Here is an 18,029-nt window from a genome sequence, read left to right on the forward strand (position 1 = left end):
CGCTACGCGCCCGCGTCGCGAATCTTCGCCAGCTCGACTTCCGACAGCTCGCCGATGTGCGCGAGATGTTCGGCGAGAAACTCCTTCAGCACGCGCAGCTTCGCCGAGCTGCGCCGGTTCGCCAGGTACGCGATGTAGATGTAGTCGCCCGTCAGCTTGTTGTGCAGCCGATAGCGCGGCAGCACGGGTTCCAGCCGGCCGCTCGCGAGCAGGTCGCGCACCAGCCAGATCTCGAACTCGGCGATGCCGAGCCCGGCGCACGTCGCGTCGAGCAGCAGTTCCGAGTGATCGGTGACGAGGTTGCCGGCCGGCAGCACGCTGTGGCGCGCGTCGCCGCGCACGAGTTCCCAGCGCGGATCGCCTTCCGGATGCACGTAGCGCAGGCAGTTGTGCTGCTGCAGGTCGTCCGGCGTCGCGGGGCGCCCGCAGCGGTCGAGATAGCCGGGCGTCGCGCACAGGATGCTGTCGTTGCGCGACAGCCGGTGGACGACCAGGTTGTCCAGATAGTTCTCGCCTTCGTGAATGTCGAGATCGAAACCGCCGGCGACGAGATCGTTGTGGTTGTCGGTGAGCCGTACGTCGAGCTGGATCGTCGGGTAGCGCGCGAGAAACGGCGCGATCAGCGGTGCGAGATGGCGGCGGCCGAACGCGACCGGCGCGGTGAGCTTCAGCGGGCCGCTCGGCTGCGCGTTGAGCTCGGCGACGACGCGCAGCGTATCGTCCAGATCGGCGATCAGCGTGACCGCGCGTTCCAGGTAGATGTGGCCGGCCTCGGTGAGCGTCACGCTGTGCGTCGACCGATGCAGCAGCGCGACGCCGAGTGCGTCCTCGATCGCCGTGATCTTGCGCGCGACGGTCGACGTCGACACGTGCATCTCTTTCGCGACCGCTGAAAAGCTCCCCATTTCGACGACCCGCACGAACGCGCGCATCGCGCCGAGGTGATCGACGCCGGTGTCTCTCGCCGTTGTTTTCATCCGTTTCTCGCTGTTGCGTCCCACGCAAAACCGCTTTCGATAATACAGAAGCGAGCTTCTTTATGCAAAGGCATAGAATGCGACCCGTCGTACCGGGAAGCGGTGAAGGAAGCCGGCGACCCGCGGCGGCCACGGACACTTCAGGAGGGACACGATGACGGCAGGCGGCTTCCGCGTCGAAGCGGATCTTTTAGGGAAACGAAGCATTCCGGAGGCGGCGTACTACGGCGTCCATACGCTGCGCGCGAAGGAGAACTTCGACATTTCGGGGCGCACGATCGCGTCGCTGCCGTATCTCGTCATGGCGCTCGCAGCTGTGAAGGAAGCCGCGGCCGATGCGAACTGCGAACTCGGGCTGTTGCCGCGCGCGTATCGCGACGCGATCGCCGCCGCGTGCGTCGAGATCCGCGAAGGCCGGCTGCACGACCAGTTCGTCGTCGACATCATCCAGGGCGGCGCCGGCACGTCGACCAACATGAACGCGAACGAGGTGATCTGCAATCGCGCGCTCGAAATCATGGGGCACGCGCGCGGCCAGTACGAATACCTGCATCCGAACGAACACGTGAATCTCGCGCAGAGCACGAACGACGTCTATCCGACCGCGATCCGGATCGCGACCTGCTTCGCGGTCGAGCATCTGCTCGAAGCGATGGGGCGGCTGCGCGATGCGTTCGCGGAGAAGGCCGATGCGTTCTCGGGGCTGCTGAAGCTCGGCCGCACGCAGCTGCAGGACGCCGTGCCGATGACGCTCGGCCAGGAGTTCTCGACCTACGCGGTGATGGTGACGGAGGACATCGCGCGCCTGCAGGAAGCCGGCTGGCTGATGCGCGAGATCAACCTCGGCGCGACCGCGATCGGCACCGGCATCACCGCGCATCCGCAGTACGCGGAGAAGGCGCTGGCCGCGCTGCGGCGCATCACGGGCCTCGACCTGAGCACCGCGCCGAACCTCGTCGAAGCGACGCAGGACTGCGGCGCGTTCGTGCAGATCTCCGGTGTGCTGAAGCGGATCGCCGTCAAGCTGTCGAAGATCTGCAACGACCTGCGGCTGCTGTCGAGCGGCCCGCGCGCCGGCTTCGGCGAGATCAACCTGCCGCCGGTGCAGGCCGGCTCGTCGATCATGCCGGGCAAGGTGAATCCGGTGATTCCGGAAGTCGTGAACCAGGTCGCGTTCGAAGTGTTCGGCAACGACCTGACGGTGACCTTCGCCGCCGAAGCCGGACAGCTTCAGCTGAACGCGTTCGAGCCGGTGATCGCGAGCGCGCTGTTCCGCAGCTTCGGCCACCTGACGGCCGCGTGCACGACGCTCGCGGGCCGCTGCGTGAGCGGGATCACCGCGAACCCGGAGCGGCTGCGCGAAACGATGGAGCGCTCGGTTGCGCTCGCGACCGCACTGAACCCGTACATCGGCTACAAGCGCGCAACGGCCGTCGCCGCCGAGGCGCACGAGAGCGGCAAGTCGATCCGCGAAGTCGTGCTGGATCGCCAGCTGATGACCGTCGCGCAACTCGACGAAGCGTTGCAGCCCGAAGCGCTGATCCGTCCGCGCGCTTACTGATTCCGGCGCACGGCGCCCGCGCATGCGGCCGGCGGCCCGTGCGCGGCCGTGCCGGCGGCGCCCCGCCGACAGGGCGCCGCACGTCAACACACATCAACACACATCAACACACATCAAGAACGGAGACATGCCATGAAGCACGCCACCGAGCGCCCGGCCGACACGGCCACGGGCGCCGATCCCCGTCATGCCGATCGCGACGCGATGTTCGCGTCGCACGAGTCCGGCTACGAGAAGCAGCTGAAGCCGCGCCACGTGCAGATGATCGCGATGGGCGGGGCGATCGGCACGGGCCTCTTTCTCGGCGCGGGCGGCCGCCTGCAGAGCGCGGGCCCCGCGCTGGCCGTCGTGTATCTCGTCTGCGGCGCGTTCGCATTCCTGATCATGCGCGCGCTCGGCGAGCTCGTGATGCACCGGCCGACCAGCGGCAGCTTCGTGTCGTATGCGCGCGAGTTCATGGGCGAGCGCGCGTCGTTCGTCGCGGGCTGGATGTACTACCTGAACTGGGCGACCACCGGCATCGTCGACATCACCGCGGTCGCGATCTACATGAAGTACTGGGCCGTGTTCACCGACGTGCCGCAATGGGTGTTCGCGCTCGGCGCGCTCGGCATCGTGTCGGTGATGAACATGATCGGCGTGAAGGTGTTCGGCGAGATGGAGTTCTGGTTCTCGATCGTCAAGGTCGGCACGCTGGCGTTGTTCCTCGCGGTCGGCGCCGTGTTTCTCGCGAGCGGCCATCCGGTTGCCGGCCAGATGCCGGGGCTGCATCTGATCGCGGACCACGGCGGGATCTTTCCGCACGGCATCCTGCCGGCGGTGCTGATCGTGCAGGGCGTCGTGTTCGCGTATGCGAGCATCGAGCTCGTCGGCGTCGCGGCGGGTGAAACCGCCGATGCGCGCAAGGTGCTGCCGAAGGCGATCAACAGCGTGATGTGGCGCATCGCGCTGTTCTACGTCGGCTCGGTCGTGCTGCTGACGATGCTGCTGCCGTGGACTGCATACAGCGCGCACGAAAGCCCGTTCGTGACGTTCTTCGGCAAGCTCGGCGTGCCGTACGTCGGCACGGTGATGAACGTCGTGGTGCTGACGGCCGCGCTGTCGAGCCTGAACTCCGGCCTCTATTCGACCGGACGCGTGCTGCGTTCGCTCGCGATGGGCGGCTCGGCGCCGCGCTTCGTGTCGCGGATGAATGCGCGCGGCGTGCCGTACGGCGGGATCCTCGTCACGGTCGCGGTCAACGCGATCGGCGTGCCGCTGAACTACATCGTGCCGGCGCAGGCGTTCGAGATCGTGCTGAACATGGCGTCGCTCGGGATCATCACGACCTGGGGCTTCATCGTGATGTGCCAGATCCTGTTCCGCCGCGCGGTCAACCGCGGCGAACTGAGCCCGGTGTCGTTCCGGATGCCCGGCGCGCCGTTCACGTCGTGGCTCACGCTCGGGTTTCTCGTCAGCGTGCTGGTGCTGATGGGCTTCGATTATCCGGGCGGCACGTGGACCGTCGCGATGATTCCGGTCGTCGTGCTCGCGCTGGCGGTCGGCTGGAAGCTCGCGAAACGCGGGGCCGCGCGGGACGCTGCTGTTGCCGCCGCGCGCGCGCCGATCGGCGCCGATCCGGCGAGCAACGTCTGACGCAACGCGCGATGCGCACCGGCCGGATGACGGCCTGGTGCGCTCAGTTCGATCCGGTGTGTGCGGCGACCCAGCGGCTGAAGTCGCGGGCCATCTGTGCGGTGAGTTCGTGACCGGCGTCGTACAGCCGCGTATCGTGCGCGACGCCGAGCGCCGTCAGCTTCGCGTCGGCCGTGTCGGCCCAGGCGACCGGCAGCTTGTCGTCGAAGCGGCCGTGCATCACCAGTGCATGAAGCGCACGCAATGCATCGCGCGACGCGATCAGCGGATCGATCTCCGGCAGGATGCGGCCGCACAGCACCGCGAATGCAGCGACGTCGGCCGGCGACGTGAGGCCGACGCTCGCGCTCATGATGCCGCCCTGGCTGAAGCCGGCGATGACGGTGGGCAACGCGCGCGTGCCGTTTGCGGCATCGCGCGCGCCCAATGCACGCAGCAGCGCGATCAGTTGCATGCGGCTCGCGTCCGCGCGGGCCGCATCGATCTCCGGGCCGTTCGCGCCGAAGCGCACCGGAAACCACGCGTACTGGTTCGGGCCGAACGTCAGCGGGCCGCGCACGAACGCGATCTCGATGTGCGGGTCGATCGTGCCTGCCAGGTTCAGCAGGTTGGTCTCGTTGCCGCCGACGCCGTGCAACAGCAACAGGCGGCCCGCCAGCGGGCCGGCGGCCGGGCGCAGCAGGTACTGGAGGCCGGATTCGGAGTCGGTGGCAAGCGGCAGGACGTCGGTCATTGCTGGGATCCGGTGGGGAGTGATCCGACAGTCTAGAGCGCACCGGCCGAGACGGGAATCGCCGGATGGCGATTGATTGTTTCTCCTTGGGAATGAATATGGGGTTCGGGGACCTCCGATATGGGGACAGCTATTCGTGTCTCGTGCGACCAGCTTTGCCGGAAGGCGACCGATGATTGGCAATATGCGACCGGATGACTCGTCACTCCCACCCATAGTTGTTAAAATAGATACGTTTTGTAGATACATGGGTTGCGGAGATGGATACTGCCAAGATCTTCAAGCACGGCGGATCGCAAGCCGTGCGCCTGCCGAAGGAATTCCGCTTCGAAACGTCAGAGGTGCGGATTCGTCGACATGGGGCATCAGTCATTCTCGAGCCGGTGCCGCAAGACTGGGCATGGTTGACGCCGTTGATCGGCCCGGTTGATGCTGATTTCGAGGCCGCAGCGACAACCAAACCCGCCGCGCAGGAGCGTCCGGGACTGGACGTGTTTGAATGAAGTTTCTGCTGGATACCAATGCCGTGATCGCCATTCTGAAGGGCGAGCCGGCGATGCTGATCCGCTTGCGTTCGCATCGACCTGCAGATTTCGGCATCCCTGCGATCGTCGCGCATGAACTTTATTACGGGGCATACAAGAGTCAGCGGATGGCGGCGAATCTGGCACGCGTCGCGGGACTTCAGTTTGAGGTCGTGTCGTTCGATGCGGAGGATGCTCAGCATGCCGGCGAGATTCGTGCACAGCTGACTGCGGTGGGCACGCTGATCGGCCCGTACGACGCGCTGATCGCGGGGCAGGCGCGTGCGCGGCGACTTGTGCTCGTCACGCGTAACGCGCGGGAATTTGCGCGCGTGCCCGAACTGCAGATCGAGGACTGGCTCGCGGCGGCGGAGCGGAACTGACCGCGATGGGAATCCTGTAGCAGCCCGCTATCGCGCGTGAAGGACGGCGCACGCGATTCGACTGGCAGACAATGCGCAAACGTTTTACCGATATTCAATCAGAGTGATTGACGGATCTCGAATAAAACAATGATGCTTCGTTGTCGCCTTGTTCGGGTGGCCCCTTAGTCCTGCCAAGGCGCGCGGAGCAGATATTAACGGCCGCTCCAATAAAAACTTTAGCCCTTTCTCCCCGAAATTGATCATTGCGATTTTCTTAATGACCGATTGATTTTCAGTCATCGGACCGTCATACACCATCCCCGATAATTCGCCGCTCATATTCTTTCAATATCAATAGGCCAAAAGGCGATCGCACCCGGATCGCTGCGGGGAGCTGTACTCATGACCATCCGTCATCGCATTACGCTGCTAGTCGTCCTGACGTTTTTCGCGCTGTCCGCGATCGGCGTGTACGCCGTGTACCAGACGCGCAAGAGCGCGTCCGAGGTCCGTCAGGTCACCCAGGGAATCGTGCCGAGCGCGCTCGCGTCGGCCGATCTCGTCGCCGACGTGAAGAACATCCAGATCGCGACGATGACGCTCGTGTACGCGCCCGACGCGAACACCGCCGCACAGGCGCGCGACGAGCTGAAGACGAAACAGGCCGCGCTGCGCACGGCGCTCGACGCGCAGGCGAAATCGGCGGTCGGCCACGCACAGGAAGGGCTCGTCGCGCAGGCGAAGGACAGCGCGGCGAACTATTTCGCGGCGATCGACGACACCGTGAAGATGAAGGCCGACGGCAAGCCCGAGATGGCGCAGGCGTACCTGTTCGCGAACGTCGCGCAGTATCGCGACGAGCTCGAAAGCATCGTCGACACGCTGCGCGTCGAGAAGAACCGCCAGAAGGACGACGCGATCCGCGCGCTGAACGGGATGCTGTCGACGACGGCGACCGCGATCGGCGGTGTCGCCGGCACGGTCGTCGTGCTGCTGACCGCGCTCGGCTTCGTGCTGTATCGGCAGATCACGCGCCCGCTGAGCCGGATGCAGACGATGATGAGCGAGATCGCGACGAGCCAGGACTTCACGCGCCGCGTGCCGGTGGGCCGGATGGACGAGATCGGCCACTCGATCGTCGCGTTCAACGGCATGATCGAGAAGATCCAGGAGAACGCCGCGCAACTGAAGCAGAAGACCGCCGACATCCAGGCGATGCTGCAGAACATGCAGCAGGGGATCCTGACCGTGGTCGAAGGCGGCGTCGTGCATGCCGAATATTCGGCGTATCTCGAGACCATCTTCGAGACCGGCGACATCGCCGGCCGCGACCTGATGGCGCTCGTGTTCGACGAGTCGAGCATCGGTTCCGACGCGCGCTCGCAGGTCGACGCGGCCGTGCACGCGTGCCTCGGCGAGGACAGCATGAACTTCGCGTTCAACGAGCATCTGCTCGTCAACGAAGTCGCGAAGCGGATGCCGGACGGCCGCGAGAAATGGCTCGACCTGAGCTGGTCGGCGATCACCGACGAGACCGACACGGTCGTGCGGCTGATGCTGTGCGTGCGCGACGTGACCGAGATTCGCGAGCTGACCGCGCAGGCCGGCGAGCAGCAGCGCCGCCTCGAGATGATCGGCGAGATCCTGTCGATCAGCCAGGACAAGTTCCACGACTTCGTGCACAGCGCGAAGGGCTTCCTCAGCGAGAACGAGCGGATGATCCGTCAGCACGAGCGCGCCGACCACTCGATCGTCGCGGCGCTGTTCCGCAACATGCACACGATCAAGGGCAATGCGCGCACCTACAGCCTGCAGCACCTGACTAACATCGTGCATGAAGCGGAGCAGGCGTACGAATCGCTGCGCCGCGCGGACGGCGGCCCCGAGTGGAACCGCGACGCGCTGATGGACGACCTGGCCCGCGTGCGCGAGGCCGTCGACCACTACGCGACGATCAACGCGGTCACGCTCGGCCGTCACGGCGAGCCGGCGCGGCACGGCAGCGCCGACTACCTGATGGTCGAGCGCGCGCACATCAGCGAGAGCCTGCGCATGCTCGACGGCGCCGATCCGGCGAACGCGGGCGACTGGCGTGCGGCACGCGATTCGGTGCGCCGCCTGCTGAGCCAGCTCGGCACGCAAGGTATCGGCGATGCGCTCGGCGGCGTGATCGAGTCGCTGCCGTCGCTCGCGGCAGAACTCGGCAAGCCGGCGCCCGTCGTGCATATCGACAGCAACGGCCATCGCGTGCGCAGCGAGATCGGCGCGACGCTGAAGAACGTGTTCATGCACCTGCTGCGCAACGCGATCGACCACGGGATCGAAACGTCCGACGAACGCCGCGCGGCCGGCAAGCCGCCGGCGGGCAAGATCGACATCGCGGTCGACGTCGACGACGGCGCGCTGCGTTTCGTGCTCGGCGACGACGGCCGCGGGCTGGCACTCGAGCGGATTCGCGGGATCGCGCGCGAGCGCGGCTGGATCGACGCCGGCAGCGAAGCCGCATTGACCGACGAAGCGGTGGCCGAACTGATCTTCCGTCCGGGCTTCTCGACCGCGCGTGCGGTGACCGAGGTGTCGGGGCGCGGCGTCGGGATGGACGCGGTGCGCAACTTCCTGCAGCGCGACGGCGGCGACATCGCGCTGCGCTTCACCGACGAGCGCGTCGGCGCGTCGTATCGCGCATTCGAGACGATCGTGTCGCTGCCCGCGCGGTTCGCGGCCGGTGGCGCCGTTCACGACGGCGAACAGCCGGCACGCGCGGCCATCGCGAACGTCGACGCAACGGAGTGATCGTGCAAGCGTGGATGATTCCGATCGGCGGCGCGCTGGCGGGTGGGCTCGTGGTTGCGGCGATCGCCACGATCGTATGCCGGATCGCGCGAGCGCGGCTCGTCGCCGCGATGACGCGTGAAGCCGACGCATTGCGCGACGCGCTCGGCGCGGCGCACACCCGGGCCGACGAAGCCGTTGCCGCGCACGCCGACGCGGCGCACGCATGGGCGCGCCGCGAAGCCGAGCTCGAAGACATGCTGGCGCGCGCGGCGGCCGGCGCCGGCGAGCAGCGCGACGCGCTGCAGGCGCTCGCGGCCGAACGCGCGGCGCTGGCGCAGCATGCGACGAAACTCGCCGACGAAGCCGCGCGGCTGCGCGGGCTGGCCGGCACGTTCGAGCGCTGGCACGAGCAGATGATCTCGCTGACCACGCAGAACCAGGACATGCGCACGAAGAACCAGGAGCTGTCGGCGATCGTCGCGCACGTGTCGATCGTGTCGCTGAATGCATCGATCGAGGCCGCGCGCGCGGGCGCCGCGGGGCGCGGTTTCTCGATCGTCGCGAGCGAGGTGCGCGGGCTCGCCGCGCGCTCGCAGCAACTGTCGAACAGCTATCGCGACAGCCTGAACCGCAACGATCTCGTGACGGCCGCGACGTTCCAGGACATTCAGGCCGGCGGCAAGATGATCACCGCCGCGCTCGCGACGGTCGAGACGCTCGCCGGGCAACTGCATGCGCGGCTCGAAGGAGCGGCGGCGTGATCAGTGCGCAGGCCCGGACCGCTTTCGAGCGGATCTTCTTCGATGCGGCGCGCACGCGGCTCGCGTCCGGCGGCGCGTGCGAGATCCGGCCGGTCGCCGTGGATACGCACGACGCGTCGCACGATGCGCCACGCTCGACATCACGTGCGACGCCGAAGGTCGCCGAGCACGTCGCGGTGCTGACGATCTCGGCGCTGCATTTCCGGCTGCTGCTCGCGCTGCGCTTTCGCGACGACGAACCGACGCGCCGCCATTTCGCTGCGTCGTCGCCCGGCGCGGGCGCGCAGCGGCCGCTGCCCGAAGCGTTCATGGAAGTCGCGAATCTGTGCTGCGGCGCGATCAACCAGGCGCTGACCGTACCGTTTCCCGATCTCGGGATGTCGACGCCTTACCTGCTGAGCGGCGCGAGCATCGACTATCTGCCGGCGCTGAACCCCGATCACGCGGCTGCATACGACGTGACGCTCGACGGCGACGTGCGGATCGGCGCGACCCTGTGCGTGTGCGCGAATGCGCCGGTCGATTTCCACGTGCCGGAAGCGGCCACCGTGGATACCGGCGGCGAGCTCGAACTGTTTTGACCGATTCCGAGGATTTTCCGCGATGACCGTAGACCAACCCGTCAGCAAGGTGCTCGTGCTCGACGACAGCCGGGCGCATGCCGCGGCGATCAAGCGCTTCTGCGACGAGCACAACCTCGTCGGCCTGACGGTGCGCCGCAACCGGCTGCTGAAGGTGCTGCGCTCGAACATCGATCTCGGCGCCATTTTGCTCGCCGAGGACTACGGCGGCTCGCCGGCCGAAAGCGCGATCGTCGCGGCGCAGATCGACGCGCTACGGCCCGAGCTGCCGATCATCCTGCGCCGCGTGTCGAATGCCGGAGACGCGTCGCGCGACGCGCTGCCCGATGCGCTCGCGCGCGTCGCATGCGCGGCTTACGCGGCCGACGACCTGACACCGCTCAAGCGCGCGATCGACGAATACCTGTTCAGCCGCGACTACCCGAACGCGCTCGTGCGCGGCATCGCCGAAATCACCGAGGCGCGGCTCGACAGCCTGTTCCCGGGCATGACGATCGAGCGCGACACGCCATGCATCGTGCGCGACCAGATCATCTTCGGCGAAGTGTTCAGCCTGATCGCGCTGGAAAGCGCGTGGTGCCGCGGCTACATGCTGCTGCAGACGAGCGAGCAGCCGCTGCTCGACATGATCGGCGGCACGCGCGACGACGGCCGCGCAGCCGATTTCCGCGACGTGAACAGCGTGCTCGGCGAACTGACCAACCTCGTGTGGGGCGCGTTCAAGAACCGCTATCTCGGCGACGCGGAGGCGCTCGCACGGCATCCGGTGCAGGTGCCGCTCGTCGTCAATCACAAGCAGAAGTTCATTTCGTTCGGCGGCGACTGTCCGCAGCTCTGCTTCAAGTACCGGATGACCGACCCCGCATCGGGCCGAGCGGTGCAGCTCGACCAGCGTTTCGTGTTCAGCCTGAGCTGGTCGCCGGAGGATTTCCGCGAGTCGGTGCAGGACGTCGGGCCGATGGTCGAGTCGGGCGAACTCGAACTGTTTTGAATGGAATATCGACTGTTGAAGTCGGCAACAACGAAAGGGGAAGACGATGGCAAAGATTCTGGTGGTCGACGATTCGGGCACGGTGCGCGACGAAGTGGCAGGTTTCCTGCGCAATCACGGGCTCGACGTCGCGACGGCGGTGGACGGCAAGGACGGGCTCGCGAAGCTCAAGGCGACGCCCGGCGTGCGCCTCGTGATCAGCGACGTGAACATGCCGAACATGGACGGGCTGACGATGGTCGAGAAGATTCGCGGCGAACTGGCGAACGCGTCGGTCAACATCGTGATGCTGACGACCGAAAGCAGCCCGGCGATGAAGGAACGCGGCAAGGCCGCCGGCGTGAAGGGCTGGATCGTGAAGCCGTTCAAGGGCGACGCGGTGCTCGACGCGCTGAAGAAGCTCGCGGGCTGACGGCGTACCGGGGGCGGTGCGCGGCCCTTGAACGACCATCGACGGGAAGCCGTCAGCGAACTGACGGCGCGGCCGACTGGAATTCGTCGACGACCGCTTCGATCACGGCCTGCACGCGCGCGGTCTTGTAGAGATCGGCATGCGCGACGAGCCACACGTCGAAATGATTGCAGCGCCGCCCCATCAGCCGCACGAGCTCCGGTTCGGTATCCGCGCGAAAGCACGGCAGCTCGGCCAGGCCGAGCCCGGCAATCGTCGCCTCGACCAGCATCATCGTCGACGAGGTCTGGAACATCACACGGCCGCGCGACGTCGGCTCGCCGCACAGCGCCTCCCACATCGTCGGCACCACGGGCTGCTGGTACATCACCAGATCATGGCCTTCGAACGCGCTGCCGGGCACCGGTTCGCCGCGTTCGGCGAGATAGCCGCGCGATGCATAGATGCCGGTTTCGAGCTGCCCGAGCCGCCGCACGATCAGGTCCGGCGATTCCGGCCGCAACGTGCGAATCGCGAGATCGGCTTCTCGGCGCGTGAGGTTCGCGATCCCGGCCGACGTCACGCACACGACGTCGATACCCGCATGCTTGCGCCGCAGGCGCGCGATGGCCGGCACCACGAAGCGCTTGCCGAGCGAGTCGGTCGTCGCGATGCGCACCGAGCCGGCCAGCTGCTCGTCGAAGCCCATCACGCGCCGCTCGATCGTGAGCGACGCGCGCTCCATCGTTTCCGCCGGCTCGAGCAGCGCTTCGCCGGCCGGTGTCAGCACATAGAGAGTCGGGGTGCGCAGGAACAGGCGCGCGGACAGTTCGTCTTCGAGCGCGGCGATCCGGCGGCCGACGGTCGCCTGGTCGACGTTCAGCTGCGTGGCCGCGCCGCGCAGCGTGCCGGCGCGGGCCAGCGCGAGGAAGAAGCGGGCGTTGTCCCAGTTCACGCGCATCGGCGGTTCCTCGAGAAAGAGAATGGCGATGCATTTGTGCATCACGCAGATGCGAAATTACCACTTTTCTGCATTGCGTACGGTTCCTAGACTCTCGGCATCAGCCTGGAGTTCTCATGACCGATTGCACGTCTTCCTGCCCGTCTGTCCGCGGCCCCGCGGCCGTCACTGCCGTCCCGGCGCCGGCCGGTCGTCCGACGCCGCGCGAACGCCGCTTCACGCTCGCGCTCGTCGCGATCGGGATGTTCATGGCCGTGCTCGATTCGACGATCGTCAACGTCGCGCTGCCGGCGATGCGCGCGAGCCTCGGCGCGACGGTCGCGGGCCTCGCATGGATCGTCGATGCGTACACGCTCAGCTTCGCCGCGCTGATCCTCGCGGGCGGCGTGCTGTCCGACCGGTTCGGTGCGAAGCACGCGTATCTCGCGGGCCTGGCGCTCTTCGTCGTCGCGTCGGCCGGATGCGGCTTCGCGCCGTCCGTACCGGTGCTCGTCGCCGCGCGCTTCGTGCAGGGCATGGGCGCAGCGCTGTTCCTGCCCGCATCGCTCGCGATCGTGCGCAACACGTTCGACGTGCCGGCCGAACGCGCGCGGGCGATCGCGGTGTGGGCGAGCATCGCATCGGTGGCGGCGGCCGTCGGGCCGGTGCTCGGCGGCGTGCTGGTGGAGGATTTCGGCTGGCGCAGCGCGTTTCTCGTCAACGTGCCGACCGGCGCGCTCGCGCTCGGCGGCGCGGCGGTGCTGGTGTGTGCGTCGGCCCGACACGCCGCGCGCCGCTTCGACTGGGCCGGCCAGCTCGCCAGCACGACGGCGCTCGGCGCGCTGTGCTTCGCCGCGATCGAACTGCCGACGCGTGGCCCGGGCGCGACCGACGTCCGCATCGCGCTGCTGGCCGCCGTGCTCGCTGCGGCCGTGCTGGTCGCCGTCGAGCGGCGCGTCGCCGAACCGATGGTGCCGCTCGCGTGGTTCCGCAATCGCGTGTTCGTGGCGATGAACGTGATGGGCACGCTGGTCTATGTCGGCTATTTCGCGCTGCTGTTCATCCTGAGCCTGTACCTGCACGGCAGCGTCGGCCTCAATGCGCGGCAGACCGGATTGATGCTGTTGCCGCTCGCGCTGAGCCTGTCGCTCGGCAACGTGCTGTCGGGCAGGTTGCATGGACGGGCCAGCGCGACGCAGTTGATGGCCGGCGGCCTGATTCTCGCCACCTGCGCGGTTCCGGCGCTTGCGGCCGCGCTGACGATGCACGCGCCATGGCCCGTCGCGTGGGCGGCGATGGCCGCGTTCGGCACCGGCACCGCGTTGTCCGTGCCGCCGATGATCGCGACCGTGCTCGAACAGGTGCCGGCGGATGCGGCCGGTGTCGCATCGGGGTTCCTCAATGCGGCGCGCCAGGCAGGAAGCTTGCTCGGCGTGGCGTTCGCGGGCGCGGCGACGATGCTGCTGCCGAATCTGCCGGCGGCACTGCGCGCGGTCGCGGCGCTCGGCTTTGCTGCATACGCGGTGGCCGCGCTGGTCGCGCTGACGGCCGGTGCGACGATTGCGAAGCTGGAGCGGGGGCAGGCGTAACGCGTCGGACGATCGCTTGAACGTGCGCTCCGCGCGTGCCTGCCTATTGCGTCTGCCTCGTACGTCCGCCTCGTACGCCGGCCGACACCCCGCTGGACGTCGCGCGCAATGTGGAGGACGATTCGTGATCATGCCGATCGCGAACCCGGCCGCTTGCAGCCCGTGCCGCCCGTTCGCGCCCCGATCGAACCCCGCCGAGCGGAGCATCATGGAATCCAGTCACGACACACCCGAGCCGATCCTGTTGCGCGACGTGCGCGACGGCGTCGTCACGCTGCGGCTGAACCGGCCGCAACAGTTCAACGCGCTGTCCGACGCGATGCTCGCGAGCCTGCACGACGCGTTCGTTTCGCTCGCCGCCGATCCGCACGTGCGCTGCGTCGTGCTCGCTGCCGAGGGCAAGGCGTTCTGCGCGGGCCACGACCTGCGGCAGATGCGCGCGAAGCCCGAACTCGACTACTACCGCGCGCTGTTCGCGCAATGCAGCCGCGTGATGCTCGCGATGCGTGCATTGCCGGTGCCGGTGATCGCGCGCGTGCACGGGATCGCGACGGCGGCCGGCTGCCAGCTCGTCGCCGCGTGCGATCTCGCGGTCGCGGCCGACACCGCGCGCTTCGCGGTATCGGGCATCAACGTCGGGCTGTTCTGTTCGACGCCGGCCGTCGCGTTGAGCCGCAACGTGTCGGCGAAGCGCGCGTTCGACATGCTCGTCACCGGGCGTTTCGTCGATGCGGCGACGGCCGCCGCGTGGGGGCTCGTCAACGAAGCGGTGCCCGAGGATGCGCTCGACGCGGCGGTCGCGCGCAAGGTCGCGGAGATCGTCGCGAAGAGTCCGGCGGCGGTGCGCTACGGCAAGCAGATGTTCTACCGGCAGCGCGAGATGTCGCTCGACGACGCGTATGCGTTTGCGGGCGACGTGATGGCGCGCAACATGATGGAAGAGGACGCGGGCGAGGGGATCGACGCGTTCCTGGAAAAGCGCAAGCCGACGTGGCGGTCGTGACGCGCCGCACGGCGACAGGGCGCGTGCGCATGCTCGGCAGCGAAGCTGGTCTCGCGCGCGTGCCGCGTAATCGGCACGCAGCACAAGCATAAGCTGCCAAAGCGAACGGGCCGCTGTATGCGGCCCGCAAACGAAATCGGCACGCTCAGGACGCTCGGCGGCACGCGCGCGTGCCGCTGCGTCCCTGTCGTGCGTTATCGCCCGTAGCTTCCGGTGCGCAGCGCCGGCTGCACCGACGCCGCCCCGGGCGGCACGATCACGACCGGCACGCGGCGCGCGAGCGCGCACATCAGCTCGTAGCCGATCGTGCCGCTGGCTTCCGCGACGTCGTCCACCTTCACCTGGCCGCCCCACAGCTCGACGCTCGAACCGATGCCCGCGTGCGGGCACGGCGTCAGGTCGACGGTCAGCATGTCCATCGACACGCGGCCGACGACGCGCGTGATCACGCCGTCCACCGCGATCGGCGTGCCGGTCGGCGCGTGGCGCGGATAGCCGTCCGCATAGCCGCATGCGACGACGCCGATCCGCATCGGCCGCTCCGCCGTGAAGCGGCGGCCGTAGCCGACCGTCTCCTGCGGCGCGAGCGTCTGCACGCCGATGATCTTGCTGGTCAGCGTCATCGCGGCCATCAGCGGCGTGTCGGCGATATGCCGCGCCGCGCCCGTCGGCGACGCGCCGTACAGGATCGTGCCGGGCCGCACCCAGTCGCGATGCGCGCGCGGATGCCACAGCACGGCCGCCGAATTCGATGCCGAGCGCTCGCCCGGAATCCCGGCGGTGGCCGCGTCGAACTGCTCGAGCTGCCAGTCGACTTCGCCTTCGTCGGCGTTCGCGAAATGCATCATCAGCGTGATCCTGCCGATCGACGGCGCGGCCGCCGCGCGCTCCCACGCGGCGCGGAACGCGTGCGGCCGGTAGCCGAGCCGGTTCATTCCGGAATTCATCTTCAGCTGGATGTCGATCGGCTGCTGCGGCTGCGCGGCGACCAGCAGGTCGAGCTGCTCGTCGCAGTGCACCGCGACGGTCAAGCGGTAACGGTCGGCGAGTTCGACGTCGGCCGGCTCGAAGATCCCTTCGAGCAGCAGCACGGGCTTGTCCCAGCCGAGCTCGCGCACGCGTACGGCTTCGTCGAGATCGAGCAGCGCGATGCCGTCGGCGGCCGCGAGGCCCGGATAGATCCGCTCGATCCCGTGGCCGTATGCGTTGGCCTTGATCACGGCCCACACGCGCGATTGCGCGGCGGTGCGGCGGATGAACGCGAGGTTGTGGCGGACGGCGTCCGGACGGATATGGGCGACGATGGGACGGGGCATGGTCGGGCTCGGGTCGAAAGTCGTTCGGCGCGCGCACCATCGCGCTGCGCAGCTCGGCGGGGCTCGCGCGCTAATGCGCAAAGCCAGTGTCGAGCGCTATCTTATTGGTGTTCGACCAGTTTTAATTAACGTATTTGTCGGCGATTTGGTGGAATTTTTTGTGCCGGCTGCGTGCCGCCGCGGCGTTCTGCCGCTTGCATTGCCGAGTCTCCCGTCTAGAAAACCGGTGCGCGAGCCGCCCGATGCAATGCTAAGCTCTGCGCGACCCTGTCATTGATCAATGTAATCATAAAGGAGGAGACTGGATGACGACGTCCCAGCTGTGCCTGTTCATCGTCGCGCTGTTGCCGTTCCCGATGACGTTCCTGGCAAAGGCCTGCAAGGGCTACGACAACCACACGCCGCGCGAATACCTGGCGAAGCTCGAAGGCTGGCGGGCGCGGGCGCAGGCCGCACATCAGAATGCATGGGAAGCGCTCGCGCTGTTCACGGCCGCGCTGGTGGTCGCCTGGCACAACGGCGCGAACGCGCACCACGTCGACCAACTGGCGATCGCGTTCGTCGCGATTCGCGTCGTCTACGCGCTGATGTATCTGCTGAACTGGGCGGCGCTGCGCTCGCTCGTGTGGTTCGGCGGGATGGCCTGCGTCGTCGCGCTGTTCTTCGCGACGCCGTGACGGCGAGGGAATGAACCGGCGATGCCCGCGCCGCTGTGTGCGTGGGCTCGCCAGGCGCCGCCGGCGCCGCGCGCATGACTGTCGCTGGATGCGCAGTCGTCACCCCGATCGTCGGATCGCCACGGCAATACACGAAGCCGCCGCAACAGCGCGTGCGCATCTCGTCCCATCCTCCCGTCCATGCCTTCGCGCCGCGCAACGGCGCGCCATGGCCACCGGTCCGTCGCTACCCGCGCCCCCGCTGCACCGCCTTTCCTCCGATCAACCCCGCCCGGTCCGGCTCGGGTTTGTCTCGATACATTTTCCCGTTGCGGATCTTTTTGTTGTCGTAGTATCCGTGTTGACAACACTTGTTGCACTAAGGTTTAATTCAACATCGCATGTTGCGGTGCGGCTTGATGTCGTCGTTCCCCGGCCAGCCGGCCGGTCACATCGCTCAATCATGCGGAGAAAAGTCATGAGTCGCCGTTCCTTCCTGAAAGCCGTCGCGGTCGCTGCCGCGCTCGGCGCCAGCATCGCCCACGCGGACACCAAGACGCTCGTCGTCGGGACCGATACGTCGTTCATGCCGTTCGAGTTCAAGCAGGGCGACAAGTACGTCGGCTTCGATCTCGACCTGTGGGCCGAGATCGCGAAGGACCAGGGCTGGAAGTACACGATCCAGCCGATGGACTTCGCGGGCCTGATTCCGGCCCTGCAGACGCAGAACATCGACGTCGCGCTGTCGGGAATGACCATCAAGGAAGAGCGCAAGAAGGCGATCGACTTCTCCGCGCCGTACTACGACAGCGGGCTCGCGGCGATGGTGCAGGCCGGCAATACGTCGATCAAGTCGATCGACGACCTGAACGGCAAGGTGATCGCCGCGAAAACGGGCACCGCGACGATCGACTGGATCAAGGCACACCTGAAGCCGAAGGAAATCCGCCAGTTCCCGAACATCGACCAGGCGTACCTCGCGCTCGAGGCCGGCCGCGTCGACGCGGCGATGCACGACACGCCGAACGTGCTGTTCTTCGTGAACAACGAAGGCAAGGGCAAGGTGAAGGTCGCGGGCCAGCCGGTGAGCGGCGACAAGTACGGGATCGGCTTCCCGAAGGGCAGCGCGCTCGTGCCGAAGGTCAACGCGTCGCTCGTGAAGATCAAGGCCGACGGCCGCTACGCGCAGATCTACAAGAAGTGGTTCGGCGCCGAGCCGCCGAAGATGTGA

The 18,029-nt window shown here is 67.4% G+C and carries 17 protein-coding genes; 13 read left to right on the forward strand and 4 right to left on the reverse strand.

The window, feature by feature from the left end; all coding sequences use genetic code 11:
- Nucleotides 1-2 precede the first annotated feature (2 nt).
- Complete coding sequence (locus Q3A80_RS27740) at nt 3-977, reverse strand: LysR family transcriptional regulator (RefSeq protein ID WP_446332013.1); 975 nt, start codon at nt 975-977, stop codon at nt 3-5.
- Between the two features lie 154 nt (nt 978-1,131).
- On the opposite strand from Q3A80_RS27740, the gene Q3A80_RS27745 reads away from it, so the two are divergent.
- Together Q3A80_RS27745 and Q3A80_RS27750 are read left to right on the forward strand one after the other, a co-directional pair.
- On the forward strand, nt 1,132-2,538 hold the full coding sequence (locus tag Q3A80_RS27745) for an aspartate ammonia-lyase (RefSeq protein ID WP_446332014.1): 1,407 nt from the start codon (nt 1,132-1,134) through the stop codon (nt 2,536-2,538).
- Between the two features lie 132 nt (nt 2,539-2,670).
- A complete protein-coding gene (locus Q3A80_RS27750) occupies nt 2,671-4,173 on the forward strand; it encodes an amino acid permease (RefSeq protein ID WP_446332015.1) in 1,503 nt (500 codons plus the stop codon).
- 43 nt (nt 4,174-4,216) lie between these two features.
- On the opposite strand, the gene Q3A80_RS27755 is transcribed toward Q3A80_RS27750, so the two are convergent.
- Nucleotides 4,217-4,906: an alpha/beta hydrolase gene (locus Q3A80_RS27755; protein WP_446332016.1), complete on the reverse strand. Its 690-nt coding sequence runs from the start codon at nt 4,904-4,906 to the stop codon at nt 4,217-4,219.
- Between the two features lie 260 nt (nt 4,907-5,166).
- On the opposite strand from Q3A80_RS27755, the gene Q3A80_RS27760 reads away from it, so the two are divergent.
- The 7 genes from Q3A80_RS27760 (at nt 5,167) to Q3A80_RS27790 (ending at nt 11,315) form a co-directional block, all read left to right on the forward strand.
- A complete protein-coding gene (locus Q3A80_RS27760; RefSeq protein WP_446332017.1) occupies nt 5,167-5,409 on the forward strand; it encodes an antitoxin in 243 nt (80 codons plus the stop codon).
- Nucleotides 5,406-5,813 carry a PIN domain-containing protein gene (locus Q3A80_RS27765; protein ID WP_446332018.1) on the forward strand — a complete coding sequence of 136 codons (408 nt, stop codon included), beginning with the start codon at nt 5,406-5,408 and terminating at the stop codon, nt 5,811-5,813. Before Q3A80_RS27760 ends, Q3A80_RS27765 begins: the two co-directional genes overlap by 4 nt.
- Nucleotides 5,814-6,197: 384 nt before the next feature.
- The gene (locus Q3A80_RS27770; protein WP_446332019.1) at nt 6,198-8,588 is read left to right on the forward strand and encodes an MCP four helix bundle domain-containing protein; all 2,391 of its coding nucleotides are present in this window, start codon (nt 6,198-6,200) and stop codon (nt 8,586-8,588) included.
- A 2-nt stretch (nt 8,589-8,590) separates the two neighbouring features.
- A complete protein-coding gene (locus Q3A80_RS27775) occupies nt 8,591-9,331 on the forward strand; it encodes a methyl-accepting chemotaxis protein (protein ID WP_446332020.1) in 741 nt (246 codons plus the stop codon).
- A complete protein-coding gene (locus Q3A80_RS27780) occupies nt 9,328-9,912 on the forward strand; it encodes a hypothetical protein (RefSeq protein WP_446332021.1) in 585 nt (194 codons plus the stop codon). Before Q3A80_RS27775 ends, Q3A80_RS27780 begins: the two co-directional genes overlap by 4 nt.
- Before the next feature lie 22 nt (nt 9,913-9,934).
- On the forward strand, nt 9,935-10,903 hold the full coding sequence (locus Q3A80_RS27785; RefSeq protein WP_446332022.1) for a chemotaxis protein CheX: 969 nt from the start codon (nt 9,935-9,937) through the stop codon (nt 10,901-10,903).
- Nucleotides 10,904-10,949: 46 nt separating this feature from the next.
- Nucleotides 10,950-11,315, forward strand: a complete 366-nt coding sequence (locus Q3A80_RS27790) for a response regulator (RefSeq protein WP_006759394.1) — start codon at nt 10,950-10,952, stop codon at nt 11,313-11,315.
- 52 nt (nt 11,316-11,367) lie between these two features.
- Here Q3A80_RS27790 and Q3A80_RS27795 read toward each other — a convergent pair whose 3' ends face one another.
- Entirely contained in the window at nt 11,368-12,249 is an 882-nt protein-coding gene (locus Q3A80_RS27795; protein WP_446332054.1) for a LysR family transcriptional regulator, read from the reverse strand.
- A 122-nt stretch (nt 12,250-12,371) separates the two neighbouring features.
- Here Q3A80_RS27795 and Q3A80_RS27800 point away from each other — a divergent pair, with 122 nt between their 5' ends.
- Nucleotides 12,372-13,823: an MFS transporter gene (locus tag Q3A80_RS27800; protein WP_446332023.1), complete on the forward strand. Its 1,452-nt coding sequence runs from the start codon at nt 12,372-12,374 to the stop codon at nt 13,821-13,823.
- A 208-nt stretch (nt 13,824-14,031) separates the two neighbouring features.
- Nucleotides 14,032-14,826, forward strand: a complete 795-nt coding sequence (locus tag Q3A80_RS27805) for an enoyl-CoA hydratase (protein ID WP_446332024.1) — start codon at nt 14,032-14,034, stop codon at nt 14,824-14,826.
- A 194-nt stretch (nt 14,827-15,020) separates the two neighbouring features.
- Here the strand turns inward: Q3A80_RS27805 and alr are convergent, their stop codons facing one another.
- On the reverse strand, nt 15,021-16,142 hold the full coding sequence (alr, locus tag Q3A80_RS27810) for an alanine racemase (protein WP_446332025.1): 1,122 nt from the start codon (nt 16,140-16,142) through the stop codon (nt 15,021-15,023).
- 305 nt (nt 16,143-16,447) lie between these two features.
- Here alr and Q3A80_RS27815 point away from each other — a divergent pair, with 305 nt between their 5' ends.
- Nucleotides 16,448-16,819, forward strand: coding sequence for an MAPEG family protein (locus Q3A80_RS27815; RefSeq protein WP_446332026.1), 372 nt, complete (start codon nt 16,448-16,450; stop codon nt 16,817-16,819).
- 457 nt (nt 16,820-17,276) lie between these two features.
- A complete protein-coding gene (gene glnH, locus Q3A80_RS27820) occupies nt 17,277-18,029 on the forward strand; it encodes a glutamine ABC transporter substrate-binding protein GlnH (RefSeq protein ID WP_446332027.1) in 753 nt (250 codons plus the stop codon).

This window comes from Burkholderia sp. SR8, assembly GCF_052851275.1.